The 18,962-nt window shown below is 65.7% G+C and carries 19 protein-coding genes; 14 read left to right on the top strand and 5 right to left on the bottom strand.

From position 1 onward, the window contains the following. The first annotated feature begins 24 nt into the window (after positions 1-24). From scpB to BMY71_RS12250, 6 genes are all read left to right on the top strand, one after another. Positions 25-1,194 carry an SMC-Scp complex subunit ScpB gene (gene scpB, locus BMY71_RS12275; protein ID WP_092684018.1) on the top strand — a complete coding sequence of 390 codons (1,170 nt, stop codon included), beginning with the start codon at positions 25-27 and terminating at the stop codon, positions 1,192-1,194. Between the two features lie 150 nt (positions 1,195-1,344). Beyond that, a complete protein-coding gene (locus BMY71_RS12270; protein ID WP_011503195.1) occupies positions 1,345-1,584 on the top strand; it encodes a twin-arginine translocase TatA/TatE family subunit in 240 nt (79 codons plus the stop codon). 261 nt (positions 1,585-1,845) lie between these two features. Beyond that, positions 1,846-2,406, top strand: coding sequence for a Sec-independent protein translocase protein TatB (gene tatB, locus BMY71_RS12265; protein WP_080506365.1), 561 nt, complete (start codon positions 1,846-1,848; stop codon positions 2,404-2,406). After that, a complete protein-coding gene (tatC, locus tag BMY71_RS12260) occupies positions 2,403-3,206 on the top strand; it encodes a twin-arginine translocase subunit TatC (protein ID WP_092684016.1) in 804 nt (267 codons plus the stop codon). The genes tatB and tatC overlap by 4 nt, the downstream gene beginning before the upstream one ends. Before the next feature lie 202 nt (positions 3,207-3,408). Next, a complete protein-coding gene (gene serS, locus BMY71_RS12255; RefSeq protein ID WP_092684014.1) occupies positions 3,409-4,872 on the top strand; it encodes a serine--tRNA ligase in 1,464 nt (487 codons plus the stop codon). Then, positions 4,869-5,453, top strand: coding sequence for a CAP domain-containing protein (locus BMY71_RS12250; protein ID WP_011503191.1), 585 nt, complete (start codon positions 4,869-4,871; stop codon positions 5,451-5,453). Before serS ends, BMY71_RS12250 begins: the two co-directional genes overlap by 4 nt. 61 nt (positions 5,454-5,514) lie before the next feature. On the opposite strand, the gene BMY71_RS12245 is transcribed toward BMY71_RS12250, so the two are convergent. Next, positions 5,515-5,793 (bottom strand): hypothetical protein, encoded by a 279-nt coding sequence (locus BMY71_RS12245; RefSeq protein WP_092684219.1) that lies wholly within the window; start codon positions 5,791-5,793, stop codon positions 5,515-5,517. A 220-nt stretch (positions 5,794-6,013) separates the two neighbouring features. Here BMY71_RS12245 and surE point away from each other — a divergent pair, with 220 nt between their 5' ends. Continuing rightward, positions 6,014-6,781, top strand: a complete 768-nt coding sequence (surE, locus tag BMY71_RS12240) for a 5'/3'-nucleotidase SurE (protein WP_011503189.1) — start codon at positions 6,014-6,016, stop codon at positions 6,779-6,781. 140 nt (positions 6,782-6,921) lie between these two features. Here the strand turns inward: surE and BMY71_RS12235 are convergent, their stop codons facing one another. Further along, positions 6,922-7,293: a response regulator gene (locus BMY71_RS12235; protein ID WP_011503188.1), complete on the bottom strand. Its 372-nt coding sequence runs from the start codon at positions 7,291-7,293 to the stop codon at positions 6,922-6,924. Positions 7,294-7,506: 213 nt separating this feature from the next. Between BMY71_RS12235 and BMY71_RS12230 the strand changes: the two genes are divergently transcribed. Together BMY71_RS12230 and BMY71_RS12225 are read left to right on the top strand one after the other, a co-directional pair. Next, positions 7,507-8,160 carry a protein-L-isoaspartate(D-aspartate) O-methyltransferase gene (locus tag BMY71_RS12230; protein WP_092684217.1) on the top strand — a complete coding sequence of 218 codons (654 nt, stop codon included), beginning with the start codon at positions 7,507-7,509 and terminating at the stop codon, positions 8,158-8,160. Between the two features lie 99 nt (positions 8,161-8,259). Beyond that, positions 8,260-9,696, top strand: a complete 1,437-nt coding sequence (locus BMY71_RS12225; RefSeq protein ID WP_092684012.1) for a LysM peptidoglycan-binding domain-containing M23 family metallopeptidase — start codon at positions 8,260-8,262, stop codon at positions 9,694-9,696. Positions 9,697-9,889: 193 nt separating this feature from the next. On the opposite strand, the gene BMY71_RS12220 is transcribed toward BMY71_RS12225, so the two are convergent. Further along, entirely contained in the window at positions 9,890-11,602 is a 1,713-nt protein-coding gene (locus BMY71_RS12220) for an outer membrane beta-barrel protein (RefSeq protein ID WP_092684009.1), read from the bottom strand. Between the two features lie 88 nt (positions 11,603-11,690). Beyond that, entirely contained in the window at positions 11,691-12,668 is a 978-nt protein-coding gene (locus tag BMY71_RS12215; protein WP_011503184.1) for an ATP-binding protein, read from the bottom strand. A 189-nt stretch (positions 12,669-12,857) separates the two neighbouring features. Between BMY71_RS12215 and yajC the strand changes: the two genes are divergently transcribed. The 5 genes from yajC to BMY71_RS12190 all read left to right on the top strand — a co-directional run bounded on the left by yajC (position 12,858) and on the right by BMY71_RS12190 (position 17,325). Beyond that, positions 12,858-13,298: a preprotein translocase subunit YajC gene (gene yajC, locus BMY71_RS12210; RefSeq protein WP_011503183.1), complete on the top strand. Its 441-nt coding sequence runs from the start codon at positions 12,858-12,860 to the stop codon at positions 13,296-13,298. A gap of 40 nt (positions 13,299-13,338) precedes the next feature. Next, positions 13,339-14,940 (top strand): protein translocase subunit SecD, encoded by a 1,602-nt coding sequence (secD, locus tag BMY71_RS12205; protein ID WP_011503182.1) that lies wholly within the window; start codon positions 13,339-13,341, stop codon positions 14,938-14,940. A gap of 94 nt (positions 14,941-15,034) precedes the next feature. After that, on the top strand, positions 15,035-16,075 hold the full coding sequence (gene secF, locus BMY71_RS12200; RefSeq protein WP_244526045.1) for a protein translocase subunit SecF: 1,041 nt from the start codon (positions 15,035-15,037) through the stop codon (positions 16,073-16,075). 3 nt (positions 16,076-16,078) lie between these two features. Next, on the top strand, positions 16,079-16,462 hold the full coding sequence (locus BMY71_RS12195) for an Mth938-like domain-containing protein (RefSeq protein ID WP_092684005.1): 384 nt from the start codon (positions 16,079-16,081) through the stop codon (positions 16,460-16,462). Then, the gene (locus BMY71_RS12190) at positions 16,459-17,325 is read left to right on the top strand and encodes a phytoene/squalene synthase family protein (protein ID WP_092684004.1); all 867 of its coding nucleotides are present in this window, start codon (positions 16,459-16,461) and stop codon (positions 17,323-17,325) included. Before BMY71_RS12195 ends, BMY71_RS12190 begins: the two co-directional genes overlap by 4 nt. 105 nt (positions 17,326-17,430) lie before the next feature. On the opposite strand, the gene trmFO is transcribed toward BMY71_RS12190, so the two are convergent. After that, positions 17,431-18,864, bottom strand: a complete 1,434-nt coding sequence (gene trmFO / locus BMY71_RS12185; RefSeq protein ID WP_092684002.1) for a methylenetetrahydrofolate--tRNA-(uracil(54)-C(5))-methyltransferase (FADH(2)-oxidizing) TrmFO — start codon at positions 18,862-18,864, stop codon at positions 17,431-17,433. Positions 18,865-18,962: the final 98 nt, after the last annotated feature.

The following is an 18,962-nucleotide window of genomic DNA, read 5'->3' as shown; positions in this document are numbered from 1 at the left end:
TGAGTGGAAGAAGGAGAGCGAGCCATGGCAAGTCTGGCGGAGAAGCGCATCGTGGAGTTCGAACCCAAGGTCGAACAATTCGAGGCCGGCACCGAACAGCAGCCGCAAACCCGGCCCGAGGAACTGCGCCTTCTCGAAGCCCTGCTGTTTGCCTCGACCGAGCCGCTCGATCAGTCCGCCCTCGCCAAGCGGATGCCGGACGGCGTCGACATCAAGGCGGCGCTTGCGCAACTGCAGGCGGACTACGCGCATCGCGGCGTCAATCTGGTGCGCATCGCCAATAAATGGACCTTCCGCACCGCAGGCGATCTCGCCTGGCTGATGACGCGTGAGACCACCGAAACCCGCAAGCTGTCGCGCGCCGCGATCGAAATGCTGGCGATCATCGCCTACCATCAACCGATCACCCGCGCTGAGATCGAAGACATTCGCGGCGTGGTGACCTCGAAGGGCACGCTCGACGTGCTGCTGGAGACCGGCTGGATTCGCCCGCGCGGCCGCCGCAAGACGCCCGGCCGGCCGCTGACTTTCGGCACGACCGAAGCGTTCCTGTCGCAATTCAGCCTCGAGGCGCTCGGCGATCTGCCGGGGCTCGAGGAACTGAAGGGTTCGGGCCTGCTCGATACCCGCTTGCCGACCGGCTTCAACGTGCCGACGCCGTCGGACGATCCGACGTTGCGTGAGGACGAGGATCCGCTGGAATCCGGCGATCTCGAACTGGCGCTCGCGCCGATCGCCGACCCGGAGACCGATGAGGCGGCTGCCGGTGGCGCCACCGCCGAGGCCGGGCAGGCCGAGGGGGAGGTGGAGACAGCGTCGATCGGGACCGCTGAAGCGGCCGAGCCGGAAACCGCCGAGCCGGAAACCGGATTCGCCGAGGCCGTTGACGGGGATATCGTCGACGATGAGGTCCGCGACGCCGAGGCCGGCTTGGTTGAGACGGTCGATGAGGCGTCGGCCGATGCCGGGATTGGTCTCGCCGCGACTGATGACGCCGAATCGGACGAGGTTGCTGGAGCCGCCGAACCGGAAGAGGCTGCGTTCGAGTCGCTCGATGACGATCTCTCCGGTGGCGAAGTTGCGGAGTCCGAGCAAGTGGACGAGGAGCCGGCGGAGCCTGATACCGATGAGCCGGACTCAGTTGCGAGCGACGACGAAGACGACGTGCGCAACGGCGATCACGAGCCGAGCTGATTACCGTCGATTGCGATCCGGAACCACTGCCGCGATGGTGATCACGTCGACGTTGTCGCGGCTTAAATCCTTGTTTTTGGCGGCCTTTGCCCCTAGTTTCTTCGACAGGGCAAGGGCTGGCACGCCGGTCGAGTTTCGGGAGATTGCAGGATGGGTTCACTCAGTATCTGGCACTGGATCGTCGTGATTGCGGTCGTCCTGCTGCTGTTCGGTCGCGGCAAGATCTCCGACCTGATGGGCGACGTCGCGCAGGGCATCAAGTCCTTCAAGAAAGGCTTGCAGGACGATGAAAAGACTGCCGAAAAGCCCGATCCGGTGAAGTCGATCGACCACAACGCGCCGACCGCCGCTGCGCCGACCCGCACCGACGTCGGCAGCAAAGCGGTCTGACGCGGGCGTCGCTCGCCGGGCGGCGCCGGGCCACCCTGAAGTGGCGCGACGGCGGTGTGGCGAAGCAAAGGCGCTTGTGGCAGACGACACTTGTCGTCGAGGCACTTGTCGTTGAGGGCACTTGTCGTCGAGGTTACTTGTCGTTGACGGCTCTTGTTGTCGACGGCTCTTGTGGTTGAAGGCCGCCTCGGGCAGGAGTGATCGCTGAGGCGGCTGCCGATGTCGGCCCGCAAGCGCAGTTTGGCATGTTCGGCATTTGTCATGTTCGACATCGGGTGGAGTGAACTGGTGGTGATCGGCGTCGTCGCACTGATCGCGATCGGCCCGAAGGAGTTGCCCGGCGTGCTGCGCACGATCGGGCAATGGATGGGCAAGGCCCGCAAGCTCGCCTCCGAATTCCAGGGCCAGTTTCAGGAAGCGATGCGCGAAGCCGAAATGGCCGACCTCAAGAAATCCTTCGACGAGGTCAAGGAAGCCACCACCGGCCTGTCCACCAACAACATGCTGACCAAGCTCAGCGACGACGTCGCCAGTGCGATGGCGATCGACAAGAAGGACACGATCGACACGCCGCCGGTGATGCCGACCACGCCGGAGCCGCCGACGCCCGAGACTTTCATCGAAGCCGAGACTCATCAGGCGACCGCGGGCGCGCCGCTCGCGATCGTCAGCGAAGCGCAGGCCGCTTCGACGGCCGGGCACAGCACGCTCCCGGTGCCGGCTGAAACCCACGCGCTCGCCACGCCCGATCTGGCGCCGCCCGATCTCGCCCATCCTGCACCCACTCATCCCGACCCCGCCAAGGACGCCAAAGCTTCATGAGCGCCGAGGATATCGAGGCCTCCAAGGCGCCGTTGATGGATCATCTGATCGAGCTGCGCTCGCGGCTGATCAAGGCGCTGCTCGGCTTCGGCGTGGCCTTCATCTTCTGCTTCTTCTTCGCCAAGCAGATCTACAACGTGCTGGTGTGGCCGTTCGTCTGGGTCGCCGGGGCGGAGAATTCGAAATTCATCTACACCGCGCTGCTGGAGTACTTCCTCACCCAGCTCAAGCTGGCGATGTTCGGCGCCGGCTTCATCTCGTTCCCGATCATCGCGACCCAGATCTACAAATTCGTCGCGCCGGGCCTCTACAAGCACGAGAAGAACGCCTTCCTGCCTTATCTGGTGGCGACGCCGGTGTTCTTCGTGCTCGGCTCGCTGCTGGTGTATTTCATCGTGCTGCCGATGCTGGTGCGGTTCTCGCTCGGCATGCAGCAGATGGGCGGCGACGAGACCGCGCAGATCCAGCTGCTGCCCAAGGTCGGCGAATATCTGTCGCTGATGATGTCGCTGATCTTCGCCTTCGGCCTCGCGTTCCAGCTACCGGTGATCCTGACGCTGCTCGGCCGCATCGGCGTGCTGACCTCGAAGCAGCTCCGCGAGAAGCGGCGCTATTTCATCGTCGGCGCTTTCGTCATCGCCGCCGTGCTGACGCCGCCCGACGTCATCAGCCAGATGTCGCTGGCGCTGCCGCTGATGATTCTCTACGAGGGCTCGATCTACGCCGTCGCGATCGTCGAGAAGAACCTGAAGGCGAAAGCGGCGACGGCCGAAGCGAGCGACTCCAAGCCGGCCGAGTAAGGCTCGATCTTCGGTCGTCATGCTCCGCGGATGCGGAGCATCCATTACCGCGGAGCGGTGCGGCTGAAGTCGGGCGCTCTGGGATACGGGGTCGCCCGCCTTCGCGTGCGATGACGGGAGAAGGTGCGGCTGACGCCTTTCAAATCCCGCTTATTCGGGGTACTTGAGCCGCTCTGGCCGACGCGCCTTCAGGACTTGACCCATGCACGACATCAAAGCGATCCGCGATAATCCGACTGCGTTCGACGCCGCTTACACGAGGCGAGGGCTCTCGCCGATCGCGGACAGTCTGATCAAGCTCGACGAGACCCGCCGCACGGCGATTCTCGCCTCGGAGCAGGCGCAGGCGCGGCGCAATGCGGCGTCGAAGGAGATCGGCGAGGCCAAGAAGGCCAAGGACAATGCGCGCGCCGAGGTGCTGATGGCCGAGGTCGCCGAGCTCAAGACCACGATGCCGGCGCTGGAGGCCGCGGTGAACGAGGCCGACGAGGCGCTGAAGACAGCGCTGTCGGAAATCCCCAATTTGCCGCTTGCCGACGTGCCCGAGGGCGCCGACGAGCACGGCAATGTCGAGCGGCATCATTTCGGCGCCAAGCGCAGCTACACGTTCACGCCGAAGCCGCATGACGATCTCGGCGAAGCGCTCGGCATGATGGACTTCGAAGCCGCCGCGAAACTCTCGGGCGCGCGTTTCGTCGTGCTGAAGAACGGCCTCGCCCGGCTCGAACGCGCGATCGGTCAATTCTTTCTCGACGTCCACACCGGCGAGCATGGGTATACGGAAGTGAACCCGCCGCTGCTGGTGAAAGACGACGCGATGTTCGGCACGGCTCAGTTGCCGAAGTTTCGGGATGATCAGTATCTCGCGCGGGCGCCTCTGGGAAGGGAAGTGTTATTTGATGAGTTGTCGCAAGAGCTGAAGAAAAATCCTGAACCAATAGCTCGAATGGCCCTTGCGGCACTAGCGGGCCTCGACCTCGAAGAGCAGTCCAATATGGCTGCGGGAACGATGGATGATTACGTCAAGTTTCGCGAACAGCTGATGTTTAAAGGTCTTTGGCTCATCCCCACCGCCGAGGTCTCGCTCACCAATCTCGTCCGCGAATCCATCCTCGACGAGAAAGAGCTGCCGATGCGCTTGACCGCGTTGACGCCGTGCTTCCGCGCCGAGGCGGGAGCTGCGGGACGTGATACGCGCGGGATGATCCGGCAGCATCAGTTCACCAAGGTCGAGCTGGTGTCGATCACCACGCCGGAGAAGTCCAAGGACGAGCACGAACGGATGCTGAGCTGCGCCGAGGAGGTGCTGCGCCGGCTCGGGCTGCACTACCGGGTGATGACGCTGTGCACCGGCGATATGGGCTTTGCGTCGCAGAAAACCTACGACATCGAAGTCTGGATGCCGGGACAAGGTGAGGGCGGCGCGTATCGCGAGATTTCATCGTGCTCGGTGTGCGGTGACTTCCAGGCGCGGCGGATGGATGCGCGGTCGCGCGGCCCGGACGGCAAGCCGCGTTTCGTGCACACGCTGAACGGCTCCGGCACCGCCGTCGGCCGCGCGCTGATTGCGGTGATCGAGAACTATCAGCAAGAGGACGGCTCGATCGCCGTGCCCGACGTGCTGCTGCCCTATATGGGCGGGCTGAAAGTGATCGCGGCCGCGTGAGGATTCTTCGCACAACGCTGCGCCTGGGGCTGGCTTCGCTGGCGCTGTTCACCTTGCTGATCGCGCCGCCTGGGCCGGCGCTGGCGCAATCCTCGCCGGCTGAATTGATCTCGCAGTTCCGCGCCAAGAACGGCGAGGGCGCGGTGACGATGGACGCGACGCTGAACGCGATCGCGCAGGAGCAGGCCGCGGCGATGGCGGCGAAGGACGTGCTGGATCACGACGTCGCCGGCGGATTTACGTCGCGCGTCGCGCGATCGAAGGCTGCCAGCGCGGCCGAGAACATCGCCTATGGCTACGCCGATTTTCCACGAACGCTCGGGCAGTGGATCAATTCGTCCGGGCATCGTCGCAATCTGCTGCTGAAAGGCGCCTCGAAAGTCGGCATCGCCAATGCCAAGAGCGCCAGCGGCAAGACCTATTGGGCAATGGTGATCGCCGGCGGTTATGACAAGCCGAAACCCAAACCCGATCCCAAGACCAAGCCCGCGAAAGACAAGGCCGGCAAGGATGCTTCAAGCAAGCCGAAGCCGACTGCGCCGCGCGACTGCACCATCCGGATGTTGGGGATGTGTATCTGAGCGCGGCACCCCGATTGCAGCGCTGAGCGCTGCGCCGTTCTCGCGGCGCAGCGACATCGAACTACTGCGCCGCCACCTTGTGCGCCTTCTCGGCGGCGAGGTCGCGGTCCATGACGGCGCGGCAGCCGGTCGAGAGCTTTGTCCGATTGCTGCGCATGCAGGCGGTGATCTTCGGGATGCTCGGGATTTCCGAGGCGCACAGTTTGAAAGCGTCGTCGGTGCACATCTGGGCGGCTTCCGAGCTGTAGGCGAAGCTCGCGGTCGAGGTCACCGGCAGCATCGCAACGACGATCAGCGACAATGCGATACGGCGAATCATGCTGGTGCGGGTGGCGGTCATGGTCGCGGTCCCTTTGCCTGGCCGCTGGTTGCGGCTGTTGATGGCAGAGCCTCCCACGCGCGCGGTCCGGGGACTGTGATACCGGTCACGCGGACCGGCGAGCGACGATTGTCCGGCAATGCGGACCAGTCGGCATCGGCATTCCGGCCGGTATTTGCCTCTGGCACCCGGTGCGGATAAGACGGCGCCCAGATCAACGACCGGAAAGGCGCCGAGCGACATGCGGATTCTGTGCACCAATGACGATGGCATCCACGCGCCGGGGCTGAAGGTGGTCGAGGAGATCGCGCGGGCGCTGTCCGACGACGTCTGGGTGGTGGCGCCGGAGCTCGACCAGTCGGGCGTGTCGCACTCGCTGTCGCTGAACGATCCGCTGCGGCTGCGCGAAGTCGGCCCGCGGCACTTCGCGGTGCGCGGCACGCCGACCGATTGCGTGATCATGGGCGCGCGGCACATTCTCGCCGACAAGGCGCCGGACCTGGTGCTGTCCGGTGTCAACCGTGGCCGCAACGTCGCCGAAGACGTGGTCTATTCCGGCACCATCGCCGGCGCGCTGGAAGGCACCATTCTGGGCCTGCCGTCATTCGCACTGTCGCAGGAATTCACGCTGGAGACCCGCAACGCGCCGCTGTGGGACACGGCGAAGGCGCATGGCCCGGAAATCCTGCGCAAGGCGATCAAAGCCGGCGTGCCGAAGAATACCGTGATCAACATCAACTTCCCGGCCTGCGCGCCGGACGAGGTCGCGGGCGTGATGGTGACGCGGCAGGGCAAGCGCAATCAGGGATTTCTGCGAATCGACGAACGCCACGACGGCCGCGGCAATCCGTATTTCTGGATCGGCTTCGAACGCATCGCCGTCGTCGACATGCCGGCGGAAGGCACCGATCTCGCCGCGCTCGCCGCGAAGTACGTCTCGGTCACGCCGCTGCGGCTCGACCGCACCGACGAAGCGTTTTCGGCGACGCTGGCGAAGACGCTGGGATAGTTCTTGCGGTCGTCCTTGAGGTGCGAGCGCAGCGAGCCTCGAAGGAGACGGCGACACATGCGGAGCGGCGGCCCATCCTTCGAGGCCGCCGCAACAGCGGCGGCGCCTCAGGATGATGTCGAATGCGTTGAGCGTCTGAACTAGGCCGCGCCGCGCAGCGTGGTGGCGAGGGCCTGTTTCAGCGACTCGATCTGGAACGGCTTCTGCAAGGCCGGGCGGTCGCGATATCCTTCCGGCACGCCCTGGGTGCCGTAGCCGGTGGCGAAAATGAACGGGCGATTGCGCGCCTTGAGCACATCGGCGACCGGCGAAATCACCTTGCCGTTGACGTTGACGTCGAGGATCGCGACGTCGAACTCGGTCGTGCCGGCCAGCATGAGGGCTTCGTTGATCTCGCCGGTCTCGGCCGCCACGCTGAAACCGAGCTCTTCCAGCATGTCGACGACCATCATTCGGATCATGGTCTCGTCCTCCACCAGGAAGACGGAGCCGGTCGTCTTGTTGATCGTCATAGCTGCCCCCTTGGCGCCGACCCGGACGATGGGTCGCCTTTTCGGCATTAAGCTCGCAAAAATGACGGTGCAAAGCAATTGCAACCTGCGACCGTCACAATGCAGTGAATCACAGGCTTGCCAGAAATCCGGCGGCAATCCAACAATTTGATCTTATCGGGCGAGTCGGCGATGGAACTCGCGCCGCGCCACACCGGCTCGAGCGAAAGGACGATGGTTAGTTCCGTGGCGCCGCCCCCTGAAAAAATGATGTTCCAGTTGAGCTTGCGGCGTCGCGGCATCAGCGATCGCGCCGTGCTGCAGGCCATGGAGGCGGTGCCGCGCGACCGCTTCGTCGATCCGGTCCACCGCGACGGCGCGTGGCGCGACACCGCGCTCCCGATCGCCTGCGGCCAGACCATCAGCCAGCCTTTCGTCGTCGCCTACATGACCGAGCAGCTCCGCCTCGAGGCCGGTCATCGCCTGCTCGAGATCGGCACCGGATCCGGCTACCACGCCGCGGTGCTGTCGCGTCTGGTGCGCGATGTCGTCAGCGTCGAGCGCTTCAAGACGCTCGCCGATCGCGCCCGCGCCCGTCTGAAGGAATTGAACTACGCCAATGTCGAGGTGCTGCTCGGCGACGGCTTCGCGATTCCGGAGGGGGCAGGGACGTTCGACCGCATCATCGTCACGGCGGCGATGACAGAACTGTCGCAGCCGCTGCTCGATCTGCTCGACCCCGGCGGCATCCTGATCGCGCCGATCGGACCGGCGAATGGGAGGCAGACGCTGATCCGGGTCGAGCGCAAGGACGACGGTTTTATCCGCAAGGCGCTGGTCGACGTCCGCTTCGTGCCGGCGCTGACCGGGATCGCGCGCGAGCTCTGACGGCCGCACGTCAATACCCCTCGTGCCGCAAGGTTAAACGCTTGTTTACTGGGAACGTGTTTACTCAATTTACCTTGTGTTGCGTATGAGTGAGTAACCATGTCCCGCGTAGTCGAGTTGCTTTGCTCGCGTCGAGCGCCGCAGATGGCGGTGCTGACGTTGATATCGGTCGGATTCAGCGCGTGCAGCGCGGACATGCAGACCCGTTTTCAGCAGGCCCCGTTCGGGCCGGTCGAAACCACCGGGTCGGTGCAGCAGCCGCGTTACGGCGAGCGCCGCGAACTCCCGCAATATGCGCGCCCGCAATATCAGTCTGCGCAGCCGCAATATCAGCCCGCCCAGCCGCAATACCAGTCGCAGGCGTTGCCGCCGATCGCGGCTCCGCCGTCCTATCCGGTTGCGGGTGGGGGTAGCGGCGTGTCCAGCGGCGGACGCGGCGTCGCGTCCTATGAACCGCCGCAACGCGCGCCGATCGAGACGACCGGCACGGTGGCACCGCGCTCGGTCGCGGCAGCTCGCCCGGCGCCCGCGCCGGCCGCTGTTCCGGCCACCGGCACCACCATCATCGTCGGCACCAGCGATACGCTGGAAGGCCTGGCGCGGCGCTACAACGTCGCCACCGCCGACATTCTGCAAGCCAACGGCTACAAGGGGCCGCGCCGCCTCCAGCCGGGTCAGTCGCTGGTGATTCCGCAGCGGACCGCCAGCCTGCAGGCTCCGGTCGCAGCGCCGCCGGTGGCGCGTCCGCTCGCGGCTGCGCCCGCTCCGATGCCGGTGGCTGCCGCAGCCCCGCCGCGGGTGCACTATGTCAACAGCGGCGACACGCTGATGAACATCGCCCGCCGCAACAACATCTCGGCGGCCGAGTTGGCGCGCTACAATCGCATCGACGCCAACGCCAGGCTCCAGCCCGGCATGAAGATCAATGTGCCGGGCGCCCAGTCCGCCGCGCTGGCCGCGCCGCCCTTGGCTGCCCCGGCGACGGCTCAGCCCGCCGCGCAGCCGGCGGTTTCCGCCGCGCCGCCGGTGCGGATGGCGGTCGCCGCGCCGGCCGATCCGGTGCAGAAGGCGCGCATGGTCGCGCCGACCGAAACACCCGCTGCGGCCGAACCCGCCGAGGCGTCGCCGGTGAAGTCGGCTGAAGCGACCGGCGCGCTGCCGAGCTTCCGCTGGCCGGTCCGCGGTCGCGTCATCACCGCCTACGGCGCCAAGACCAACGGCAAGTCCAATGACGGCATCAACCTCGCGGTGCCGGAAGGCACTCCGGTCAAGGCGGCCGAGGACGGCGTGGTGGCCTATTCGGGCAACGAGCTGAAGGGCTACGGCAATCTGGTGCTGGTCCGCCACTCCAACGGCTACGTCACCGCCTACGCCCATGCCAGCGAACTGATGGTCAAGCGCGGCGAGACCATCAAGCGCGGCCAGACCATCGCGAAATCCGGACAATCGGGCGAAGTCGGCTCACCGCAGCTGCATTTCGAGATCCGCAAGGGATCATCCCCGGTCGATCCGCTGAAGTTCCTCAACGGCGCCTGAGCAACGCCGTCTGGAGACGACCTGACGACGACGACAAATGCCCGGCCGAAAGGCCGGGCATTTTTTTTGAAACTCTGTTGCGGCGAAAGCTGCCGCGATCCGACCGCGTCGGGGCCCGGAATCGCGCAGCGCCGGTCGCCGGATAGGTCAGCGTTTCCCGGCCGGCGACGGCGTCGAGGACGGCAACGTCAGGTTAGCGGACGTCGAACTTGTAGGAGGCCTGCAGGAAGCTGCCGTATCTCTCCACCCGGATCGGGAGCAACTGGGTCGGCACCGGGCTGCCGAACCCCGCCGTCAGCACATCGGTCGCCCACATCGCCCAGTAGCGGCCGCCGACACCGACGTTGAAACGCGGCGTGACGTCGTAGGTGAGGATCGCTTCCAATTGAACGCCCTGTCCGACGCCCCAGGCCGGGGAGTCCTTGTTGGCTACATCGGTCCGGTTGTGGTGGACGTCGAGCGCCGCAATATGCGTATAGGGCAGATAGGCGGCATCGAGTGCGAGCCTGGCGCCCGGCGCGACGGTGAAGCTGCCATTCGCGCCGATCCGCAGCGAGTGCCAATCTTCGTGTTGGGAGATCGCGATCTGGGTCGTCGGAAATGCGACCGAGCAGGGTGAGGGGAGCCCGACCAGCGCGATCTGCTGGCAGCCGAACGCATCCTTTCGATCGCGATAGAAATTGTAGCCGGCGAACACGCCGATCTTGCCATTGGAATTACCGAGCAGATCGATGCCGGCGTCCAAAGTGGCATAGGCGATCGTGCCGGTGACCTTGCCGTGATAGGTGTTCGAATAGGCGGCTGCGAAGTCCGGGTCGGTCGGAAACCAATCCTCGTCGTTCATCTTGCCCGCGACCAACCCGCCGCCGCCGGCAAATCCCTTCACGAACAGCTTTCTCGGGCTGTCGATCCGCCAGAACACTTCGCCCGAATGGCCTTCGCTTTCATAGGTGAGGCGCGAGACGAGATGCTCCTGCTGCGGCGTGATGGTGTTGAGCGTCAGATCATTCTGATAACGGCCGTGGCTGTACCAATATCGCGCGCCGACATCGAACTGCCACGCCGACCACGGGCGCGCCGCCGGCGCTTTGACCGGAAGCAGTGCGGCCGATTCGGCGGTGACGCCGGTGCGCCCGAAATAGTAGTTCAATCCGAGCTTGATCAGATGCGCATCCTGCCGCGCGCGCGTCGGCGCGCCGAGGGTATCGATCAGACTGTTGGGGTTGCTCGGGATCTGAAGAAATCCGCCATTGGGGCTGTCGATGCCCCGCGTTCCGAAATCGGCGTAGTCGTATTCGGCTCGCACGGCCCAACCCGAGGACAGCGCGTGCTCGATCCCTGCGCCGACTGTCCAGCCCCAGCGCGTCTCTTTGAGTTCCGCCGCTGGCCGGTTCAGATAGTCGACCGCGTTGGTGGTCATGGTCAGGTCGCTGGTGAGAAAGGCAGCGCCGCCTTTCACATACATCAGCGAGCGACCCTGCGATCCGAACGCGTGGCCGATCCGCCCGGTCAGGGTGCCCAGGACATGCTCGCGAACACGGCAGTTCGCGGAGACGAATTGGCCTGAGTAAGCCAGACAGGTGTCGGTGCCGTCGGCATCGAGCGCCGAGGCATCCGCCTCGACACCGAGCACCCAGGCCGTGCCCGGCGCCTGCCAATTGTAGCCTGCCTGCAAGCCTGCGAGCGCTTTCGGCACGCGGACCGTATCGCCGTAAATCGACGGGCCGTAGGGATTATCGACCTTCGTCGTGCCAAATCCGGCGCCCAGATGCGCGCCGAGATAGAAGCCGGTCCAGTTCAAGGCCGCGATCGGATCGGCGGCCGGCGGCCGCGCGATATCCGCTGCGTGGGCCGTGCCGCACGAGGCAAAAAGCACCGCGGAAAGACAGGTCATGGAGTTGCGCATGGCGGACGTCCCCAAAATTCGCCTTCGAATCGAGGGGGCAGTTTGCGGCGAACGGCGTCGTTTGCGAAGCAGAACGGATGTGGGACGATTACTTGGTTTCGAGCCGTACCCTGAGCCGGCCGGCGAGATCCTGCACGAACTGCCAGGCGACGCGGCCGGAGCGGGAGCCGCGCGTCGTCGACCATTCCAGCGCTTCGCGCTCGAGCTGCTCGTCGTCGATCGCGACGCCGAAATGCTTGCAATAGCCGCGCACCATCGCGAGGAATTCGTCCTGGCTGCATTTGTGGAAGCCGAGCCACAGGCCGAAGCGGTCCGACAGCGACACCTTTTCCTCGACCGCTTCGCCGGGATTGATCGCGGTCGAGCGCTCGTTCTCCATCATGTCGCGCGGCAACAGATGCCGGCGGTTGGAGGTGGCGTAGAGAATCACATTGTCGGGCCGGCCTTCGATGCCGCCCTCCAGCACCGCCTTCAGCGATTTGTAGGATGCGTCGTTGCCGTCGAACGACAGGTCGTCGCAGAACACGATGAAGCGATACGCCGAGGCCCGCAGCAGCGTCATCAGCGCGGGCAGGCTTTCAATGTCCTCGCGATGGATCTCGATCAGTTTCAGCGTACCGGCGACATCGGGCCGCGCATTGACGCTGGCATGGGCGGCCTTGACCAGCGACGATTTGCCCATGCCGCGGGCGCCCCACAACAAAGCGTTATTGGCGGGCAGGCCGGTTGCGAACCGTTCGGTGTTTTCGATCAGCGTATCGCGCATCCGGTCGATCCCCTGCAGCAGGTCGAGATCGACCCGGCTGACCTTGGGAACCGGTGCGAGCCGGCCTTCCGGATGCCAGACGAAAGCCTCCGCGCCGGCCAGCGCGGTGTCGGCCGGTTGCGCGGAACTCCCCGCCAAATGCGCGGAAATGCCTTCCAGAGCGCGGGCAATCCGGTCCAGCGTGGTCGAATCCGGTAGCGGGGCCACCGTCTTGGCCGCGGGGCTGCGGCGACGGGCGGCTGCTTTTTTCGCCGTGGGCCGGGCCGGGCGGGAAGGTTTGGGTTTGGTTTTCTTGGCCATGCTTGCACTTCCTGTTGCGGCAGCCATATCGGGCTGTTGCAGCCCCGGCAAGCCGCGGAAATGAGGGGCAAATGAGAGGGTTGGCAGCGTTGCAATTGGGACCGCGGCCGCTATAGTCCGCGCGAATTTGCGCCCCCCGGACGTCGCCCCCGCGCCGCGCCGGCTCGCTTTTTTTCACGGGGAATCCGGATGTTTGTTACTCCTGCGTTTGCTCAGGCCGCTGCCGCCGGCGGCGACGCCAACAGCATGATGATGTCGCTGCTGCCGTTCGCCCTGATCTTCGTCATCATGTATTTCCTGATTCTTCGCCCGCAGCAGCGCAAGGTGAAGGAGCACGCCGAGCTGGTGAAGAACATTCGCCGCGGCGACACCATCATCACGTCGGGCGGCTTGGTCGGCAAGGTCACCAAGGTGGTCGACGACGACCAGATCGAGTTCGAAGTCGCTGACGGCGTCCGCGTCCGGCAGATGCGCCAGATGATCACCGGCGTCCGCACCAAGGGCGAGCCGGTCAAGGACGTTCCCGAGAAGGGCAAGGGCAAGGGCAAGGATGGCGAGGCCAAGACTGAGACGGCCAAGACTGAAGCTTCCAAGACTGAAGCGTCCAAGGACGACACCGCGTCGAGCTGACGCGATACGCCGCCTCTCCGGTTTCTGACGGGACAACTCGATGCTGTATTTCACTCGGTGGAAGGCGCTGGCGGTCATTCTGACGGCGCTGGCGGTGTGCCTTTGCGCCGTTCCGAATTTCTTCCCGGAGAGCACCGTCAAGACCTGGCCGAAATGGGCGCAGCGCCATCTGGTGCTGGGCCTCGACTTGCAGGGTGGCTCGCACATCCTGCTCGAGGTCGACGCCAATTCGGTCAAGAAGGACAAGCTCGAATCGGTGCGCGACGATGCGCGCCGCGTGTTGCGTGAAGCGCGGATCGCCTACACCGGCCTCGCGCAGAAGGGCGACGTCGTCGAGGTCAAGATCAGCAAGGACACCGAGGTTCCCGCAGCGCTCACCAAGCTGCGCGAACTGTCGCAACCGCTCGGCGGATTGCTCGGCTCCAACGGGCAGCGCAGCCTCGAGGTCTCCGACGCCGGCGGCGGCGTGATCCGGCTGGCCGTGCCGCCGGCGGCGATCGCCGACCGCATCCGCCAGTCGGTCGATCAGTCGATCCAGATCGTCGAACGCCGCGTCAACGAACTCGGCACCGTCGAACCGCTGATCCAGCGCCAGGGCGCCGACCGCATTCTGGTCCAGGTGCCGGGCCTGCAGGACCCGACCCGGTTGAAGGAGCTGCTCGGCAAGACCGCCAAGCTCGACTTCCGCATGGTGGATTCCTCGGTGTCAGCGGATCAGGCCCAGCAGGGACGGGCGCCGCCGGATTCCGACGTGCTGATGAGCGCGCAGACGCCGAAGCAGCCTTATGTGATCAAGAAGCAGATTCTGGTGTCCGGCGGTGATCTCACCGACGCCCAGCCCGGCTTCGATTCGCGCACCAGCGAGCCGATCGTCAGCTTCCGCTTCAACACCAGCGGCGCGCGCAAATTCTCCCGCGCCACCACCGAGAATGTCGGCCAGCCGTTCGCGATCGTGCTCGACAACGAGGTGATTTCGGCGCCGGTCATCCGCGAGCCGATCACCGGCGGCTCCGGCCAGATCTCGGGCAGCTTCACGGTGCAGCAGGCCAACGACCTCGCGATTCTGCTGCGCGCCGGCGCATTGCCGGCGCCGCTGACGATCATCGAGGAGCGCACCGTCGGTCCCGGCCTCGGCCAGGATTCGATCGAGAAGGGCGAACTCGCCGCCTATGTCGGTTCGATTCTCGTCATCATCTTCATGCTGCTGACCTACCGGCTGTTCGGCGTGTTCGCGAACCTCGCTGTCGCGGTCAACGTGGCGATGATCTTCGGCGTGCTGTCGCTGCTCAATGCGACGCTGACGCTGCCGGGAATCGCCGGCGTCGTGCTCACCGTCGGCATCGCGGTCGATTCCAACGTGCTGATCTACGAGCGCATCCGCGAAGAGCTTCGTGCCGGCCGCAACGCGATCTCCGCGATCGACGCCGGCTTCAAGCGGGCGCTGTCGACGATTCTCGATTCCAACATCACCACCTTCATCGCCGCCGCGGTGCTGTTCTACATCGGCACGGGCCCGGTGCGCGGCTTCGCGGTGACGCTCGGTATCGGCATCATCACCACCGTGTTCACCGCCTTCACCGTGACCCGGCTGATCGTCGCCACCTGGGTGCGGTGGAAGCGGCCGCAGACCGTGCCGATCTGACGTCCCCCATCCGAGAGAGCTGCAAGTGACATCGACACAGTGGATTTTGATCGGGCTGGGCGTGCTGATCGTGGCGCTGACAATCGTCAGCATCATGGACTGGCTGCCGTCGCTGCGGATCGTGCCCGACGATACTCATTTTGACTTCACCCAGTTCCGCCGCATCAGCTTTCCGATCTCGGCGGTGCTGTCGATCGCCGCGATCACGCTGTTCTTCACCCACGGGCTGAATTTCGGCGTCGACTTCAAGGGCGGCACGTTGCTCGAGGTCAGGGCGCATTCCGGCACGGCCGATATTCCCGGGATGCGCGAGACGCTCGGCAAGCTCGGGCTCGGCGACGTCCAGCTCCAGCAGTTCGGCGGCCCGGCCGAAGTCCTGATCCGCGTAGCTGAACAGCCCGGCGGTGACGCCGCGCAGCAGGAGGCGGTGCAGAAGGTCCGCGGCGCGCTCGGAAATTCCGTCGACTATCGCCGCGTCGAAGTCGTCGGCCCGCGCGTCTCCAGCGAGCTTCTGGCCTACGGCATGCTCGGCCTGATGCTCGCGATCCTCGGCATCCTGGTCTATCTCTGGTTCCGGTTCGAATGGCAGTTCGCGCTCGGCGCGATGATCGCCAACGTCCACGACATCGTGCTGACGATCGGCTTCATGTCGATCAGCCAGGTCGATTTCGACCTCACCAGCATCGCGGCGCTGCTGACGATTCTCGGCTATTCGCTGAACGACACCGTCGTGATCTACGACCGTATCCGCGAGATGCTGCGGCGCTACAAGAAGATGCCGATGCCGCAGCTTCTCAACGAGTCGATCAACTCGACGCTGTCGCGCTCGATCATCACCCACGTCACCGTGACGCTGGCGCTGTTCGCGCTGCTGCTGTTCGGCGGCCATGCGATCCACTCCTTCACCGCGGTGATGATGTTCGGCGTGGTGCTGGTCGGCACCTACACCTCGATCTTCATCGCCGCGCCGATCCTGATCTATCTCGGCGTCGGCACCCACCGCATGGACGAGCCGGACGACAAGCCGGCGAAGCCGGAGCCGGCCGAAAAGCTCGAAAAGGTCGAGGCCGTCGCGGCGCTGCCGCCGCCGCCGGCTGAAAAGTCGAAAAAGGCTGCGAAGTCCAGGAAGCGCTGAACTTTGGCGGAACGCTCCGAAATCCCGCACTTTCCGCGTACGGCTTCGGTCGAGGCGTACGGCAAGGGCGGGTTCTATTTCGGCGACATGTCGCATGTCGGCTCGCTGCTGTTTTTGCCCGAGGCGGTGTGGGGATGGGACGTCACGCGCCCCGACCAGATCGACCGCGCCTCGCTGAAGCGCGTGTTTGACAACGCCAACGCGATCGACACGCTGATCATCGGCACCGGCACCGACGTCTGGATTGCGCCGCGGCAATTGCGGGATCAGTTGCGCGCTGCGGGCGTGGTGCTGGAACCGATGCAGACCGGGCCGGCGGTGCGGACCTACAACATCATGATCGGCGAGCGCCGCCGCGTCGCCGCGGCGCTGATCGCGGTGCCATGAGCGAGAGCGGCGACGGCGACGCGGCGGCGGCGTTCTGCGCCGAGCTGGTGCGCAGCCATGATTTCGATCGCTACGCCGCGACGCTGTTCGTCGACCCCCCGTGCCGCCGCTCGCTGCTCGCGCTCTACGCCTTCAATACCGAGATCGTGCGCGTCCGCGATCAGGTCAGCCAGCCGCTGCCCGGCGAGATCCGCTTGCAATGGTGGACCGATACCCTCGCCGGCACCGCGCATGGCGGCGTCGAAGGCAATCCGGTCGCGGCCGAATTGCTGCGCGCGGTCCAGCAGCACGCGTTGCCGGTGGCCGCGCTGTCGCAACTGATCGAGTCGCATCTGTTCGACCTCTATAACGATCCGATGCCGACGATGGCGGCGCTCGAGGCCCATGCCGCCGACACCGACGGCGCGCTGTTCGCGCTCGCGGCGCGGATCCTCGACCAGGGTTCTGAGCCGGTCGATCATCTCGCCCGCCATGCCGGGCTGGCGCAGGGATTCGCGCGGGTGATCGCACGGCTGCCGCTGGACGCGTCGCGGCGGCAATGTTTCGTGCCGGTGGAGCTTCTGGAGAAGAACGGCAGCGGCGAGGCCGACGCCTATGCCGGGCGCGAGACGCCGGCCTTGCGGCTGGCGCTCAACGAGCTGATCGCCGAGGCGCTGCGCCATCTCGACATCGCGCAGCGGCTGCTCGGCGAGCTGACGCCGGCTGCGCGCCGCGCGATGCTGCCGCTCGCTTTGACGCGGCGCGATCTCGACCGCATGGCGCAGTCCGAGACCGACCTGTTCGCCCCGCACGAACGCTCGCGGCTGGCAACGCTGTGGACGCTGTGGCGGGCGTCGCGGACGAAGGCGTTCCGGCAATCATGACACGCACGGAGTCGTGGTGCTGAGGTGCTCGCCGTCTCCGGCGAGCCTCGAAGGATGACGGCGTGATCGGCGCAGCGGCCATCGATGCAGTTGCGTCGGCGGAGGTTAGGCCGCAGCAGGCAGCTTCAGGCTGTCGCCGATCCAGCCGTCGAGATCGGCCAGCGCGCGGGCGCTCAGTGCCTGCTTCTTGGCGACCGACTTCTCCGGGCCGCGCAGCTTCTTGCCGTCCGGGCCGTGGGTCGGGGCCGTCGCCAGCGGCGGGAACAGGCCGAAATTGATATTCATCGGTTGAAACGAGCGCGGGCCGGCGTCGATGGTCTCGATATGGCCGCCGGTGATGTGGCCGAGCAGGGCGCCGAGCGCCGTTGTCGGCGGCGGAGTCGCCAGCGCCTGTCCGAGCGCATCGGCGGCGGCGCAGAGCCCGGCGACCAGGCCGATGCCGGCCGATTCGACGTAGCCCTCGCAGCCGGTCATCTGGCCGGCGAAGCGCAGCCGCGGCGCGGCGCGCAGCCGGAGCTGCGGATCGAGCAATTTCGGCGAGTTCAGAAACGTGTTGCGATGTAGGCCGCCAAGCCTTGCGAATTCAGCATTTTCCAGGCCCGGGATGGTGCGGAAGACGCGCTGCTGCGCGCCGTAGTTCAGCTTGGTCTGGAAGCCGACCATGTTGAACAGCGTGCCGAGCTTGTTGTCCTGGCGGAGCTGGACGATGGCGTAGGGCTTGACTAGCGGATTGTGCGGATTGGTCAGCCCGACCGGCTTCATCGGCCCGTGGCGCAGGGTCTCGCGGCCGCGCTCGGCCATCACTTCGATCGGCAAACAGCCGTCGAAATACGGCGTGTCGCGCTCCCAGTCCTTGAAATCGACCTTCTCGCCCTCGATCAGCGCATCGACGAAGGCGTCGTATTGCTCGCGCGTCATCGGGCAGTTGAGGTAGTCCGCGCCGCTGCCGCCCGGGCCGGCCTTGTCGTAGCGCGACTGGAACCAGGCGACCGACATGTCGATCGAGTCGCGATGCACGATCGGCGCGATGGCGTCGAAGAAGGCCAGCGCTGACTCGTCGGTCAGCGCCCTGATCGCTTCCGCCAGCGGCGCGGATGTCAGCGGGCCGGTGGCGATGATGACGTTGCCCCAATCCTCCGGCGGCAGGCCGCCGATTTCCTCGCGGCGGATCTCGATCAGCGGATGTTCGGCGAGCGCCTTGGTCACGGCGGCGGAGAAGCCGTCGCGATCGACCGCAAGAGCGCCGCCGGCCGGCACCTGGTTGACGTCCGCCGCGCGCATCACCAGCGAGCCGAGCTTGCGCATCTCGGCATGGAGCAGGCCGACCGCATTGTTGGCGGCGTCATCGGAGCGAAACGAGTTGGAGCAGACCAGTTCGGCAAGGCCGTCGGTCTTGTGCGCCTGCGTCATCCGGTCGGGCCGCATCTCGTGCAGCACGACGCGAATGCCGGCGCGCGCGACCTGCCAAGCGGCTTCCGAGCCGGCGAGGCCGGCGCCAATGATGTGGACGGGTTGGGTAGTCAAAACAGCGCTGATCATGCGCTACAGCTAGCGCGTTTCGGCGGCGGGGCAAATCCGTTTCGGCGGCGCCGGCCGAGTTCCCGCAGGCAGATGAGCGAGGTCCGGATACGACAACG

This window comes from Rhodopseudomonas pseudopalustris (assembly GCF_900110435.1).
Classification (GTDB): domain Bacteria; phylum Pseudomonadota; class Alphaproteobacteria; order Rhizobiales; family Xanthobacteraceae; genus Rhodopseudomonas; species Rhodopseudomonas pseudopalustris.
This window is presented reverse-complemented; position numbering and strand designations above follow the sequence as displayed.

Coding starts and splice junctions, on each gene's coding strand:
- surE (WP_011503189.1), top strand. CDS start 6,014: ATGCGGATTCTGTGCACCAATGACGATGGCATCCACGCGCCGGGGCTG.
- serS (WP_092684014.1), top strand. CDS start 3,409: ATGCACGACATCAAAGCGATCCGCGATAATCCGACTGCGTTCGACGCC.
- BMY71_RS12190 (WP_092684004.1), top strand. CDS start 16,459: ATGAGCGAGAGCGGCGACGGCGACGCGGCGGCGGCGTTCTGCGCCGAG.
- BMY71_RS12215 (WP_011503184.1), bottom strand. CDS start 12,668: ATGGCCAAGAAAACCAAACCCAAACCTTCCCGCCCGGCCCGGCCCACG.
- BMY71_RS12245 (WP_092684219.1), bottom strand. CDS start 5,793: ATGACCGCCACCCGCACCAGCATGATTCGCCGTATCGCATTGTCGCTG.
- BMY71_RS12230 (WP_092684217.1), top strand. CDS start 7,507: ATGGTTAGTTCCGTGGCGCCGCCCCCTGAAAAAATGATGTTCCAGTTG.
- scpB (WP_092684018.1), top strand. CDS start 25: ATGGCAAGTCTGGCGGAGAAGCGCATCGTGGAGTTCGAACCCAAGGTC.
- BMY71_RS12220 (WP_092684009.1), bottom strand. CDS start 11,602: ATGCGCAACTCCATGACCTGTCTTTCCGCGGTGCTTTTTGCCTCGTGC.
- BMY71_RS12235 (WP_011503188.1), bottom strand. CDS start 7,293: ATGACGATCAACAAGACGACCGGCTCCGTCTTCCTGGTGGAGGACGAG.
- secD (WP_011503182.1), top strand. CDS start 13,339: ATGCTGTATTTCACTCGGTGGAAGGCGCTGGCGGTCATTCTGACGGCG.
- trmFO (WP_092684002.1), bottom strand. CDS start 18,864: ATGATCAGCGCTGTTTTGACTACCCAACCCGTCCACATCATTGGCGCC.
- tatC (WP_092684016.1), top strand. CDS start 2,403: ATGAGCGCCGAGGATATCGAGGCCTCCAAGGCGCCGTTGATGGATCAT.
- secF (WP_244526045.1), top strand. CDS start 15,035: ATGGACTGGCTGCCGTCGCTGCGGATCGTGCCCGACGATACTCATTTT.
- yajC (WP_011503183.1), top strand. CDS start 12,858: ATGTTTGTTACTCCTGCGTTTGCTCAGGCCGCTGCCGCCGGCGGCGAC.
- tatB (WP_080506365.1), top strand. CDS start 1,846: ATGTTCGACATCGGGTGGAGTGAACTGGTGGTGATCGGCGTCGTCGCA.
- BMY71_RS12270 (WP_011503195.1), top strand. CDS start 1,345: ATGGGTTCACTCAGTATCTGGCACTGGATCGTCGTGATTGCGGTCGTC.
- BMY71_RS12225 (WP_092684012.1), top strand. CDS start 8,260: ATGTCCCGCGTAGTCGAGTTGCTTTGCTCGCGTCGAGCGCCGCAGATG.